The following is a 13,503-nucleotide window of genomic DNA, read 5'->3' as shown; positions in this document are numbered from 1 at the left end:
ACGGCGCAGGCCACGGTGCCCGACCAGCGGGACAGGAGGGGCCGCGAACTCGAGCGCGCCAGCGCTCCAGCATTTCTGTCGGTGGGGCGGCCTAGCATGGCGAGCGGGGGTTCATGTCCGGTCGGCGGATGACGATGGAGAAGGGATTCACCAGGTGGCGGAACGCCTCACTGTGCGCGGAGCTCGGGAACACAACCTGAAAGGTGTCGACCTCGATCTGCCTCGTGACAGCCTGATCGTGTTCACCGGTCTGTCCGGTTCCGGGAAGTCGAGCCTGGCGTTCGACACGATCTTCGCCGAGGGGCAGCGCCGCTACGTCGAGTCGCTGTCGGCCTACGCGCGCCAGTTCCTCGGGCAGATGGACAAGCCCGATGTCGACTTCATCGAGGGCCTCTCGCCCGCGGTGTCGATCGACCAGAAGTCGACCAACCGCAACCCGCGGTCCACGGTCGGCACCATCACCGAGGTCTACGACTACCTGCGCCTGCTCTACGCGCGCGCGGGCACGCCGCACTGCCCGGTGTGCGGCGAGCTGATCGCCAAGCAGACGCCGCAGCAGATCGTCGACCAGGTGCTGGCGATGGAGGAGGGGCTCAAGTTCCAGGTCCTCGCGCCGGTGGTGCGGACCCGCAAGGGCGAGTTCGTCGACCTGTTCGACCAGCTCAAGACCCAGGGCTACTCACGCGTGCGGGTCGACGGCGTGGTGTATCCGCTCACCGATCCGCCGAAGCTGAAGAAGCAGGAGAAGCACGACGTCGAGGTCGTCATCGACCGGCTCGCGGTGAAGTCCGCGTCCAAGCAGCGGCTCACCGACTCGATCGAGACGGCGCTGCGGCTGGCCGACGGCATCGTGGTGCTCGACTTCGTCGACCGCGACGAACACGCCCACGACCGGGAACGCCGCTTCTCCGAGCGCCTGGCCTGCCCGAACGGCCACGCGCTCGACATCGAGGATCTCGAGCCGCGCTCGTTCTCGTTCAACTCGCCCTACGGCGCCTGCCCCGACTGCACCGGTCTCGGCATCCGCAAGGAGGTCGACCCGGAACTGGTGGTGCCCGATCCGGAGCTGAGCCTGGCCGCCGGTGCCATCGCGCCGTGGTCGCGCGGGCAGACCGCCGAGTACTTCAACCGGCTGCTGTCGGGCCTGGCCGAGTCGATCGGTTTCTCGATGGACACCCCGTGGCAGGACCTGCCGGCCAAGGCCCGCAAGGCGGTGCTCGAGGGCAGTTCCGACCAGGTGCACGTCTCCTACGTCAACCGGTACGGCCGCAAGCGCTCCTACTACGCCGATTTCGAAGGCGTGATGCCGTTCCTGCACCGGCGCATGGACAACACCGAGTCCGAGCAGATGAAGGAGCACTACGACGGCTACATGCGCGACGTGCCGTGCCCGGTGTGCCACGGCGCCCGCCTGCGCCCGGAGATCCTGGCCGTCACGCTGGCCGCCGACGGCGCCGACAAGTCGATCGCCGACGTCAGCGACCTGTCGATCGGCGAGTGCGCGCACTTCCTGAACTCGCTGACGCTGGGGGAGCGCGAGGCCGCGATCGCCGGTCAGGTGCTCAAGGAGATCCAGGCGCGCCTCGGCTTCCTGCTCGACGTCGGCCTGGAGTACCTCACGCTCTCGCGCGCGGCCGCGACCCTGTCCGGCGGTGAGGCGCAGCGTATCCGGCTGGCCACCCAGATCGGGTCCGGCCTGGTCGGCGTGCTCTACGTGCTCGACGAGCCGTCGATCGGCCTGCACCAGCGCGACAACCGCAGGCTCATCGAGACACTGCTGCGCCTGAAGAACCTGGGCAACACCCTGATCGTGGTCGAGCACGACGAGGACACCATCCGCGCCTCGGACTGGGTCGTCGACATCGGCCCGCTGGCCGGCGAGCACGGTGGCCGGGTGGTGCACAGCGGCCCCTACACCGAACTGCTCGCCGAACCCGAATCACTCACCGGCGCTTACCTTTCCGGCCGGGAGCAGATCGAGGTGCCGATGGTGCGCCGACCGATCGACAAGAAGCGCAGGCTGACCGTGGTCGGCGCCACCGAACACAATCTGACCGGCATCGACGTCGCGTTCCCGCTCGGCGTGCTCACCGCGGTCACCGGCGTCTCCGGTTCGGGCAAGTCGACCCTGGTCAACGACATCCTGGCGACGGTGCTGGCGAACAAGCTCAACGGCGCGCGCCAGGTGCCCGGCAGGCACACCAGGATCAACGGCCTGGACCACCTGGACAAGCTGGTGCAGGTCGACCAGTCGCCGATCGGGCGCACGCCGCGCTCGAACCCGGCCACCTACACCGGCGTCTTCGACAAGATCCGCACCCTGTTCGCCTCGACCACCGAGGCCAAGGTCCGCGGGTACCAGCCGGGCCGGTTCTCCTTCAACGTCAAGGGCGGCCGCTGCGAGGCGTGCTCCGGTGACGGCACGCTCAAGATCGAGATGAACTTCCTGCCCGACGTCTACGTCCCGTGCGAGGTGTGCCACGGCGCCCGCTACAACCGCGAGACGCTCGAGGTGCACTACAAGGGCAAGACCATCGCCGAGGTCCTGGACATGCCGATCGACGAGGCCGCGGTGTTCTTCGAGCCGGTCACCTCGATCCACCGGTACCTCAAGACGCTGGTCGAGGTCGGTCTGGGGTATGTGCGGCTCGGCCAGAGCGCGCCGACTCTGTCCGGCGGCGAGGCCCAGCGCGTGAAGCTGGCCGCCGAGCTGCAGAAGCGCTCGACCGGGCGCACCGTCTACATCCTCGACGAGCCGACCACGGGCCTGCACTTCGAGGACATCCGCAAGCTGCTCAAGGTGATCAACGGGCTGGTCGACAAGGGCAACACGGTGATCGTCATCGAGCACAACCTCGATGTCATCAAGACCTCGGACTGGGTCGTCGACATGGGGCCAGAGGGCGGCTCCGGTGGCGGCACCGTGGTCGCGACGGGCACGCCGGAGGACGTGGCCCAGGTGTCGGGCAGCTACACCGGACAGTTCCTCAAGGAGGTGCTGGCGGCACCGGCACCGGCGAAGAAGACAGCGAAGAAGGCAGCCGCGAAGGCGGCTCCCGCCGCGAAGAAAGCGCCTGCTGAGACGGCTGCGGCCAAGCGGCTGGCGCGAAAGGCGGCCGCGCTGCGCTGAGTCCGGATAACCTCGCGCGCGGGGACTTTCCGAAAACGCGACAAAGTGAAACACCTGTGGGTAGCATTCGCCTCACCGTTGCCGGAATACCGGACAGTAACGGTCAGTCGAACCGGCATCCAGTGGTGTCTCGTGCCCGTGGGCGGCGCGATCGCGGGTGTCGTGCAGTACGAAAGGAACGTCCCCATGGATGAAGCCACCACGGCGCTCATCGGCCAGATTCTGTCTTTCCTCAGTGGCGGGTCCTCGCTGGCCTACACGCCCACCAAGCCGACTGCCTGAGTCGGGCGGAATCGAAAGGAACCACTGAGCATGGAAACCGGAAGCGCCGGCCTCGCCAGCATCTTCACCGCTCTCGCCAACGCGATCGCCTCGGGTTCGGCCATCGCCGTGACCCCGGGCACGCCGCCCGCCACGACCCCCACGGTCTGAGAGCGGCCCCGTAAGCCTCTGTAGAAAAAGATCCGCCGGCGCTGGTGCGCCGGCGGATCTTTTCGTCTGTGTGAGCCGGCTCAGTACACCGGCCCGGTGTACTTCTCGCCCGGCCCTGCGCCCGGGGCGTCCGGCACCGAGGAGGCCTCGCGGAACGCGCGCTGCAGCGCCTGCAGGCCGTCGCGGATCGGGCCCGCGTGCGGGCCGAGGTACTCCACCGACGCCGTGACCAGCCCGGCCAGCGCGGTGATCACCCGGCGGGCCTCGTCGAGGTCGACGTGCTCCCCGGAGTGCGGGTCGTCGGCGGCCAACCCCAGCTTCTCCGCGGCCGAACTCATCAGCATCACGGCGGCCCGGCTGATAACTTCGACGGCGGGGATGTCGGCCAGGTCGCGCACGGGGGGATCGAGCTCGTCAGTCATGCCGACAAGGCTATAGCGGCCCCGATGGGGGCTGTCGGTGCCAGGCCGATTCGGCGATAGCCGAATGCGATGCTAGACTTTCCGCTGACGACCGCCCCTGGTTGTGTCATGCAGCTCTGGGGCAGATAAGTGGAGCCCGACTCCCACCGTTGCCGACGAGCAATCGTACTCCGGCAATCGGTCCCGGTCACCCGCCCGATGTGGCGGGTTTCCTGTGTGCTTGCCACGCAGGGGTCGACAGCGAGCTCGCGAGGGCATCGGCTGTGGGCGATCGGTCGACATCGGGCCCCGTCGCGGAGAAATACCGCAGCGGGGCTCTCGTGTTGAAACAGGGGTTGCAGTTATTGCATGCGGTCGTTATGACGACACCGCTTGACCTAGGAGGCCCCATCAGCACTGAGACCCGCATCAACGATCGCATCCGTGTTCCCGAGGTTCGTCTGATCGGACCCGGCGGCGAACAGGTTGGGATCGTGCGTGTTGAAGATGCACTACGCGTCGCGCTCGAAGCCGATCTCGACCTGGTCGAGGTGGCACCCGATGCCCGTCCGCCGGTCTGCAAGATCATGGACTACGGCAAGTTCAAGTACGAGACGGCGCAGAAGGCGCGCGAGTCCCGGAAGAACCAGGTCCAGACCGTGATCAAGGAGCAGAAGCTCCGCCCGAAGATCGACGACCACGACTACGAGACCAAGAAGCGCAACGTCGTTCGCTTCCTCGAGGCCGGGTCCAAGGTCAAGGTCACGATCATGTTCCGTGGTCGTGAGCAGTCGCGACCCGAGCTCGGTTTCCGGTTGCTTCAGCGTCTGGCCTCCGACGTCGCCGAACTCGGTTTCGTCGAGACCTCGGCCAAGCAGGACGGCCGCAACATGACCATGGTCCTCGCTCCCCACAAGGGCGCGAAGACGCGGGTGAAGGCACAGCAGGAATCGGCCCCGGCGCGTCCGTTGCCGACCGGTCCCGCCAGTGCCGAGCCGGCTGCGCTGGTCGAGACCCCGGCGCCCGCCGAGCAGGCCGCGCCGGCCGACCCGCAGTAACACCGATTTCAACGACTAGATAGAGGAATCCATGCCGAAGAACAAGACCCACAGCGGCGCCAAGAAGCGATTCAAGGTGACCGGCAGTGGCAAGCTGCTTCGCGAGCAGGCGAACCGTCGCCACCTCCTGGAGCACAAGGCCACCCGCCGGACTCGTCGTCTGGAAGGCACGGAGTCCGTCGCTGCCGTCGACGCCCCCCGCGTGAAGCGGCTGCTCGGTCTCGCCTGAGACCGTCGCAACCTGACGATTCCGCGGCCGGGACAACCGGACGCCGACAACTACCGAACTCGGGCGCCGTCGCGCCCCCAGATGATCAAGGACTGAAAAGTGGCACGCGTCAAAAGGGCCGTCAACGCTCAGAAGAAGCGCCGTTCCATCCTCGAGGCCTCCAAGGGCTACCGGGGCCAGCGCTCGCGCCTGTACCGCAAGGCCAAGGAACAGCAGCTCCACTCGCTGACCTACGCCTACCGCGACCGCAAGGCGCGCAAGGGTGACTTCCGCAAGCTGTGGATCGCTCGTATCAACGCCGCCGCGCGTCTGAACGACATCACCTACAACCGCTTCATCCAGGGCCTCAAGGCTGCTGGTGTCGAGGTGGACCGCAAGATCCTGGCCGAGCTCGCCGTCTCCGACGCCGAGGCCTTCGCCGGCCTCGTCGCTGTCGCCAAGGCCGCGCTGCCCGCCGACGTCAACGCCCCGGCCACCGCTGCCTGAGCTTGACGACACACAGCGATCTGTCGGAACGACCCGTGGACGCGCTCTCCGAGCGCAATCCGCGGGTCGTTTCCGCTGTCAAGCTCCAGCGCGCCGCGCAGCGCCGCAAGACCGGCCAGTTCCTGGCCGAGGGCGCCAATGCCGTGACTGCCGCGCTGGAGACCGGCCGCGTCCGTGAGCTGTTCTATTCGGTCGCGGCCGCCGGGCGCGAGACCGCGCTGATCGCCGGTGCCGCCGCCGATGGTGTGCGCACCACGCTGGTCAGTGATCGCGCCGCCGAGCATCTCGGCGAGACCGTCACCGCGCCCGGTCTGGTCGCAGTGTGCGACCTCGTCGACGTACCGCTGGCCGACATCCTCGACCGCGGGCCGCGGATGCTGGCCGTGCCGGTCGAGATCGCCGAGCCCGGCAACGCGGGCACCCTGATCCGGGTCGCCGACGCGGTCGGCGCCGACGGCGTGGTCTTGGCGGGGGATACCGTCGACCCGCACAACGGCAAAGGCGTCCGCGCCAGCGCGGGCAGCCTGTTCCACGTGCCGATCGCGCGCAGTCGCGACATCGGCGCCACCCTGGACGCGATCTCCGCGGCGGGCGTGACCATCCTGGCCACCGCCGCCAACGGTGAGGTCGATCTGGACTCCGCCGACGAGATCCTCGCGGGCCCGGTCGCCTGGCTCTTCGGCAACGAGGCCCACGGCCTCGACCCCGCCGTCGCGGCGCGAGCCGATCACCGCATTCGCATTCCCATCCACGGCCGGGCCGAGAGCCTGAATCTCGCTGCCGCCGCGGCGATCTGCCTCTACGCGAGCGCGCGCGTCCAGCACGCGCGCTAGTACCGCCTCAGCACGGGTCGACGCTCTCGCGCATGTCGTCGAGAATCTCGGTGGCCCAGGGGAGCGGGATCGCGGCCGCGCCTGCCACCTGCATGGCGGTCATGATCGTGAGCAGCATGCCGCTGGCGACGAAGCGGCGTGATTCGGTGGTGTCGGCGCCGGTGAGTTCGCCGATCAGCCGGTAGATCCGGCCGAAGCGTTCGCGCATGTGCTCGCCGATGGTGGGATCGGCGCTCGCGGCGGCCCCGTGCAGCAGGTTGAGGGGGAGGACGCGTTCTTCGAGGAAGACCTCGTAGGCCTTGCCGAGTGCCTGCAGCGCCGTGGCGGTGTCGGCGCCGGGCTCGATCTCCGCGCTGCGGAAGACCTGCTCGATGCGGGCGCAGACCTCGTGCAGGACTGCGATGAACAGCTGCTGCTTGGTGCCGAACAACCGGATCACATAGGGTTGGGATACCCCGGCCAACCGGGCGATCTCGTCGGTTTTCGTTGCGGCATAACCGGATTCGGCGAATGCCTGGACGGCGGCGGCGAGCACCTGGGCGCTGCGCTGCGACGCGGTCATCCGCGTTCTGGTCGTGCCGTCCATCCGGTTGTCCACCTCCTGGTCAGTCCCCTTTCACTTGACATGTTATCAGCCGATGCATAACCATTGGGCTTAGTTATCAGTGAATAACAACCAAGGGGCTCGGAGAGATGACGCAAACACTCGATCCAGGCGGCACGTCCACCGCCGAGACGCCGCCCGACGCGGGCGCGAAGGCCAAGCCGCTCGGTGCGGTCATCGCCGCGGTCGCCGTGCCGATGTTCATGGTGACGCTCGACAACCTCGTCGTGACGAACGCCCTACCGGTGATCAAAACCGAACTGGGAGCGTCACTTTCGGACCTGCAGTGGTTCGTCAACGCCTACACGCTGTCCTTCGCCTCACTGCTGCTGACGGCGTCGGCGCTGGGTGACCGGATCGGGCGGCGCCGGGTCTTCCTGGCCGGTATCGCGCTGTTCGTCGTCGCCTCGGCGGCCTGTGCCATGGCCACCGAACCGTGGATGCTCATCGCGGCGCGCGCCGTGCAGGGCGCGGGCGGCGCGGCCGTGATGCCGTTGTCGCTGACCCTGCTCGCGGCGGCGGTCCCCGAGCGGATGCGCAGCGCCGCGATCGGTATCTGGGGCGGGATCGCTGGCCTGGGCATCGCGGTCGGTCCGGTGGTCGGCGGCGCGGTCGTCGACGGGCTGAACTGGCAGTGGATCTTCTGGCTGAACGTTCCGGTCGGCCTGCTGGCGATGCCGTTCGCGGCGCGCATGCTCGGCGAGTCCTTCGGCGCCGCGCGCAAGCTCGATCTCGTCGGCCTGGTGCTCTCGGCGGGCGGCGTACTGGCCCTGGTGTGGGGCGTCATCCACGGTGCCGACGACGGCTGGACCGCACCGGCCGTGCTCGCCGCGCTGATCGGCGGCGGTCTGCTGCTCGCCGGCTTCGTGGTCTGGGAGAACCGGACCACCGATCCGATGCTCCCGCTGCACATGTTCGCCTCCCGTGGCCTGAGCCTGAGCTTCCTCGTCTCCTTCGCGTTCTCCGCCGGGGTGTTCGGCGCGATCTTCCTGCTGGCCCAGTACTTCCAGGTGGTGCAGGGTTACTCGCCGCTCGAATCGGGCATCCGCACGATGCCGTGGACCATGGTTCCGATGGTCGTCGCGCCGCTGGCCGGCCTGGTGATCGACCGGGTCGGACCCCGGCTCCTCATCGCCGCCGGGCAGGTCTGCCTCGCGCTCTCGCTGGCGTGGATGGCGTTGATCATCACCGTCGACCTGCCCTACATCAACTTCGTCGCGCCCTTCGTGCTCGGCGGGATCGGCATGGGCCTGACCTTCGCCCCGTCGTCCACGATCGTGATGGACAGCGCCGCCCCCGACGACCAGGGCATGGCCTCCGGTATCAACAGCACCGTCCGCGAGGTCGGCGTCGCCATGGGCATCGCCATCCTGGCCTCGGTCTTCGCCTCCTACGGCGCCTACACCGATCCGCAGTCCTACGTCGACGGCCTCGTCCCCGCGGTCTGGGTCGGCGCGGGCCTGGTCGCCGTCGCGGCCGTCATCGCGGTCTTCCTGCCCCGGCACGCGACCAGGGCGGCCTGATCCGCGGCGCTGGTCCGCGTGCCGTCCGGTGCGCGGACCAGCGCCGTGTCCGCCTGGTCACCGCCGATCGGCGGCGTTCGACCCGTCCGGCACGGCGAGGACCTGCCGCGGATCGTCGTAGACGATGACGCCCGGCGTATCGGTGTCGAGCCGGGCCCACGCGATCCCGTGCTCGTCGAGGATGTCGAGGTAGCCACCGACCCGGTCGATCGCGTCCGCGGCCGTCGAGGTGAACCACGCGCTCGCCCGCGGGTGCAGCCGCCGACCGTCGGATTGCCGGTGCGGCGCATAGGGATTCACCAGGTGCGTGGTCAACCACTCGTTGCCGACGCGCCGGAACCGCTCCTGCGCGACCGTCAACCGCCCCGCCGCCGACAAGCCGTCCACCAGCGCGAAGACACCGGGAAACCGCCCCCACCGATCCGGATGTGCGGTCTGGAACCGCACATACAACCGGGGCACACAGGGCTCGGCCCGCCGTCCCGGCGTGGCCCACGATCGTCCGGGCGTGGGTGTTCCCGGCTCGACGGGACCGTCCGGGCACGACCGGAACTCCAGGCTCCGGAGTGGTCGGCGGGTGGACCCGACGCCGAGACCCGACCGGCCCAGCCCGCTCCCCGCCGCGGTGCGCCGGGTCCGTGACGTCGGATCGGCCGTCAACCGAGGTCCTCCGGTCGAGGGGAAGCGCCCTGGTCGGGCTCGGTTTCCCGCGGCCCGATCGGTCGCTGGGGGCAGGGGCCCGCCGCGCGGGGGAAGTGACGGTGGCGGTGGCCTCGGATGCCCAGGCCGCACAGGGCCAGTCCGCTGCCCGGGGCCGTCCGGCGGGTGCGGGGGCCCGGGGGTGGGGTCGAATCGCAAGTCTGTTCCGGCATCGAGTCGTCCTGTTCTCGAGTCGAACACGCTGATGTGTATGAACGGTTGGACGGGACTCGAAGCGATTCGGTTCCCACGATTTCCCGGCGAGTCGCCGATCTTGGTCGGGGCCCGGGGAAGGCTGTCTGACCTGGACTTGTAGGTCCATATCGGGACCTTCCGGTGGGCGCTAGCACGGTCTCGATCGCGCCGCCGGTAATCCGGATGAATCGCGCGAAGCCGATCCCATAGGATTTATGCAGCACCGATACGGGTAGGCAATGACGCACCCGTGAACCGATCCCCAGGGGAGAGTCGAACGATCGTGGCCGACGACAACAGTGGAGTCGAGCAGAACGCCTTGCTGACCGAGGAGGCACTCGCGGCAGCGGCAGCGGAGGCCGAGAAGGCGTTCGCCGCTGCGGCTGATCTGGATGCGCTGGCGGTCGCCAAGACCGAGTACATCGGCGGTAAGTCGCCGATCGCGCTCGCTCAGCGCGGCTTGGGCACGCTGCCCAAGGACGAGAAGGCCGACGCGGGCAAGCGGGTCAACGTCGCCCGCAAGCGCGTGTCCGACGCGTTCGAGGCGCGCCGCGCCGCGCTGCTGGAAGAGCGCGATCAGGCCGTGCTGGTGGCCGAGAAGATCGACGTCACCCTGCCGGCGCGCCGTCAGCCGGTCGGTGCCCGCCACCCCATCACCGTCATCTCCGAGCAGATCGCCGACGTGTTCGTCGGCATGGGCTGGGAGGTCGCCGAGGGGCCCGAGGTCGAGACCGAGCACTTCAACTTCGACGCGCTCAACTTCCTGCCCGACCATCCGGCGCGCACCATGCAGGACACCTTCCACATCGCCCCGGAGGGTTCGCGCCAGGTGCTGCGCACGCACACCTCCCCGGTGCAGGTGCGTTCGATGCTGGAACGCGAGCTGCCGATCTACGTCGTGTGCCCCGGCCGCACCTTCCGCACCGACGAGCTCGACGCCACCCACACCCCGGTGTTCTCCCAGGTGGAGGGTCTGGCCATCGACAAGGGCCTGACCATGGCCCACCTGCGCGGCACCCTGGACGCGTTCGCGCGCGCGCTGTTCGGCCCCGACACCCGAACCCGTATGCGCCCCAACTACTTCCCGTTCACCGAACCCTCGGCCGAGGTCGACGTGTGGTTCCCGGACAAGAAGGGCGGCGCGGGCTGGGTCGAGTGGGGCGGCTGCGGCATGGTCAACCCGAAGGTCCTGATCGCCAGCGGCATCGATCCCGAGGTGTACTCCGGGTTCGCGTTCGGCATGGGCATGGAGCGCACGCTGCAGTTCCGCAACGGCATCCCCGACATGCGCGACATCGTCGAGGGTGACGTGCGGTTCACCCTGCCCTTCGGTATCCGGTCCTGAGAGAGAGCGAAAAGTCACGTGCGAGTAGCGCAGTCCTGGCTGACCGAGATCCTGCAGCGCACCACCCCGGAATGGTCGGTGTCCGCCGAAGAGCTCGACGCCGGTTTCGTCCGCGTCGGCCTGGAGGTCGAGGAGGTCGACAAGCTCGAGCCGATCGGTGGTGACATCGACAAGCCGCTGGTCGTCGGCCGGGTCGCCGAGATCACCGAGCTGACCGAGTTCAAGAAGCCGATCCGCTTCTGCAAGGTCGACGTCGGCAACCCCGAGTTGCAGGAGATCGTCTGCGGCGCCCGCAATTTCGCGGTCGGCGACCTGGTGGTCGTGGTGCTGCCCGGCGGCGAGCTGCCGGGCGGGTTCAAGATCTCCTCCCGCAAGACCTACGGGCACACCTCCAACGGCATGATCTGCTCGGTCGCCGAACTCGGCATCGGCAAGGATCACGACGGCATCCTCGTGCTCGAGCCCGGCTCGGCGCAGCCGGGTGACGACGCGAACGTGCTGCTCGGCACCGACGACACGATCATCGAGCTCAACATCACCCCCGACCGCGGCTACTGCTTCTCGGTGCGCGGCCTGGCCCGTGAGCTGGCCTGCGGCTTCGACCTCGAATACGCCGACCCCGCCGTGCGGACGCTGCCCGACGGCGACGCGACGGCGTGGCCGGTGCGGCTCGAGGCCGACTCCGAGTGCACGCGGTTCGGCGCGCGGCGGGTCACCGGGATCGACCCGAACGCGGTGAGCCCGCTGTGGCTGCAGCGCAGGCTGATGCTGTCGGGCATGCGCCCGATCTCGCCCGCCGTCGACGTCACCAACTACGTGATGCTCGAACTGGGCCAGCCGCTGCACGCCTTCGACGCGGCGAAGCTCAACGGCGGCTTGGTCGTTCGCTCGGCGCACAAGGGCGAGACCCTGCGCACCCTCGACGACACCGAGCGCACCCTCGACGCCGAGGACGTGGTGATCGCCGACGATTCCGGCGTCGTCTCGCTGGCCGGTGTGATGGGCGGCGCGAGCACCGAGGTCGGCCCGGAGACCACCGACGTGGTGCTCGAGGCCGCGACCTGGAACCCGCTGCGGGTGTACCGCACGGCGCGCAGGCACAAGCTGGTCTCGGAGGCGGGCAAGCGCTACGAGCGCGTCGTCGACCCGGAGATCAACATCGTCGCGCTCGACCGGGCGGCGACGCTGCTGGCCGAGATCACCGGCGGCACCATCGAAGCCACGCTCACCGACATCCGGGTGCCGCTCGCGCCGGTCGCCCCGATCGCGATGGACATCGACCTGCCCGACCGCGTCGCCGGCGTCACCTACCCGGCGGGTACCGCCGTGCGCAGGCTCGCCCAGATCGGCGCCGGGGTCGAGATCGAGGTCAACGACGCGGGCAAGACCCAGCTGCTGGTGACCCCGCCGAGCTGGCGGCCCGACCTGGCCCAGCCCGCCGACCTGGTCGAGGAGGTGCTGCGCCTGGAGGGTCTCGAGCAGATCCCGTCGGTGCTGCCGTCCGCGCCCGCCGGTCGCGGCCTGACCGCCGCGCAGAAACGGCGCAGGGCCGTGAGCCGGGCGCTGGCCTTCGCCGGTGGCGTCGAGGTGCCCGCGCCGGTGTTCCTGCCCGCCGGGGTGTTCGACGTGTGGGGCCTGGACGCCGGCGACCCGCGCCGCAACACCACCCGCGTGCTGAACCCGCTCGACACCGAGCGGCCCGAGCTGGCGACCACGCTGCTGCCCGGTCTGCTGGAAGTGGCCGCCCGCAACATCTCCCGCGGCGCCCGCGACCTCACGATCTACGGCATCGCCCAGGTCGTGTTGCCCGGCGCTGGGACCCACGCGGTCGAGGCACTGCCGGTGGACCGGCGCCCCACCGACGAGCAGATCGCCGAGCTCACCGCGTCGCTGCCCGCGCAGCCGGTGCACGTGGCCGCCGTGCTCAGCGGCAAGCGTGACCCGCGCGGACCCTGGGGGCCCGGTCGCCAGGCCGAGGCCGCCGACACCTTCGCGCTGGTCGACGCCGTCGCCGACGCCGCCGGTGTCACCGTGGAGCGCCGGGCCGCGGTGCACCTGCCGTGGCATCCGGGCCGCTGCGCGGAACTGGTCGTCGATGGTGTCGTGGTCGGCCACGCGGGCGAGCTGCACCCGGCCGTGCTCGAGCGTGCCGGTCTGCCGCCGCGCACCTGCGCGCTGGAACTCGACCTCGACGCGCTGCCGCTGACCCAGGCCCGTCCGGCGCCCACGGTGTCGGCGTTCCCCGCCGTTCTGCAGGACGTGTCGGTCAGCGTGGAGAAGGCCGTGCCGGCCGCGAGCGTCGAAGCGGCGCTGCGCACCGGCGGTGGCGACCTGCTCGAGGACATCGCGCTGTTCGACGTCTACGAGGGCGCCCAGGCCGGTGCGGGCCGCAAGTCCCTCACCTACGCCCTGCGTTTCCGCGCCACCGACCGCACCCTCACCGAGGACGAGGCCAGCGCCGCGCGCGATGCCGCCGTCGCCGCGGCGGGCACCGCGGTCGGCGCCGAACTGCGCGGCTGATCCACCGCGCGAAGGCCGCCCGGCATCCCGCCGGGCGGCCTTCGTCGT

Annotated in this window: 11 protein-coding genes; 8 read left to right on the top strand and 3 right to left on the bottom strand. The window is 69.5% G+C overall.

From position 1 onward, the window contains the following. Positions 1-154: 154 nt before the first annotated feature. Positions 155-3,130, top strand: a complete 2,976-nt coding sequence (gene uvrA, locus ACFYWJ_RS33045) for an excinuclease ABC subunit UvrA (protein WP_355281597.1) — start codon at positions 155-157, stop codon at positions 3,128-3,130. A 512-nt stretch (positions 3,131-3,642) separates the two neighbouring features. Here uvrA and ACFYWJ_RS33040 read toward each other — a convergent pair. Beyond that, positions 3,643-3,984 carry a DUF1844 domain-containing protein gene (locus tag ACFYWJ_RS33040; RefSeq protein WP_355281600.1) on the bottom strand — a complete coding sequence of 114 codons (342 nt, stop codon included), beginning with the start codon at positions 3,982-3,984 and terminating at the stop codon, positions 3,643-3,645. 359 nt (positions 3,985-4,343) lie between these two features. Between ACFYWJ_RS33040 and infC the strand changes: the two genes are divergently transcribed. From infC to ACFYWJ_RS33020, 4 genes are all read left to right on the top strand, one after another. Further along, a complete protein-coding gene (gene infC, locus ACFYWJ_RS33035) occupies positions 4,344-5,021 on the top strand; it encodes a translation initiation factor IF-3 (RefSeq protein WP_355281839.1) in 678 nt (225 codons plus the stop codon). Positions 5,022-5,052: 31 nt separating this feature from the next. Continuing rightward, the gene (gene rpmI, locus ACFYWJ_RS33030) at positions 5,053-5,250 is read left to right on the top strand and encodes a 50S ribosomal protein L35 (protein WP_218716546.1); all 198 of its coding nucleotides are present in this window, start codon (positions 5,053-5,055) and stop codon (positions 5,248-5,250) included. 99 nt (positions 5,251-5,349) lie between these two features. Beyond that, positions 5,350-5,736, top strand: a complete 387-nt coding sequence (rplT, locus tag ACFYWJ_RS33025) for a 50S ribosomal protein L20 (protein WP_019046423.1) — start codon at positions 5,350-5,352, stop codon at positions 5,734-5,736. Positions 5,737-5,771: 35 nt separating this feature from the next. Then, positions 5,772-6,569, top strand: a complete 798-nt coding sequence (locus tag ACFYWJ_RS33020) for an RNA methyltransferase (protein WP_355281603.1) — start codon at positions 5,772-5,774, stop codon at positions 6,567-6,569. Between the two features lie 7 nt (positions 6,570-6,576). Here ACFYWJ_RS33020 and ACFYWJ_RS33015 read toward each other — a convergent pair whose 3' ends face one another. Next, positions 6,577-7,131, bottom strand: a complete 555-nt coding sequence (locus tag ACFYWJ_RS33015; protein ID WP_387208275.1) for a TetR/AcrR family transcriptional regulator — start codon at positions 7,129-7,131, stop codon at positions 6,577-6,579. Positions 7,132-7,262: 131 nt separating this feature from the next. Between ACFYWJ_RS33015 and ACFYWJ_RS33010 the strand changes: the two genes are divergently transcribed. Then, complete coding sequence (locus tag ACFYWJ_RS33010; RefSeq protein ID WP_355281608.1) at positions 7,263-8,696, top strand: MFS transporter; 1,434 nt, start codon at positions 7,263-7,265, stop codon at positions 8,694-8,696. A gap of 57 nt (positions 8,697-8,753) precedes the next feature. Here the strand turns inward: ACFYWJ_RS33010 and ACFYWJ_RS33005 are convergent, their stop codons facing one another. After that, entirely contained in the window at positions 8,754-9,158 is a 405-nt protein-coding gene (locus ACFYWJ_RS33005; protein WP_387163667.1) for a hypothetical protein, read from the bottom strand. A 715-nt stretch (positions 9,159-9,873) separates the two neighbouring features. Here ACFYWJ_RS33005 and pheS point away from each other — a divergent pair. Both pheS and pheT read left to right on the top strand, forming a co-directional pair. Continuing rightward, the gene (gene pheS, locus ACFYWJ_RS33000; protein ID WP_355281614.1) at positions 9,874-10,935 is read left to right on the top strand and encodes a phenylalanine--tRNA ligase subunit alpha; all 1,062 of its coding nucleotides are present in this window, start codon (positions 9,874-9,876) and stop codon (positions 10,933-10,935) included. 18 nt (positions 10,936-10,953) lie between these two features. Beyond that, positions 10,954-13,455, top strand: coding sequence for a phenylalanine--tRNA ligase subunit beta (gene pheT, locus ACFYWJ_RS32995; RefSeq protein WP_355281617.1), 2,502 nt, complete (start codon positions 10,954-10,956; stop codon positions 13,453-13,455). Positions 13,456-13,503: the final 48 nt, after the last annotated feature.

Origin of the sequence: Nocardia sp. NPDC003269 (genome assembly GCF_042888005.1) — a bacterium.
GTDB lineage: Bacteria > Actinomycetota > Actinomycetes > Mycobacteriales > Mycobacteriaceae > Nocardia.
This window is presented reverse-complemented; position numbering and strand designations above follow the sequence as displayed.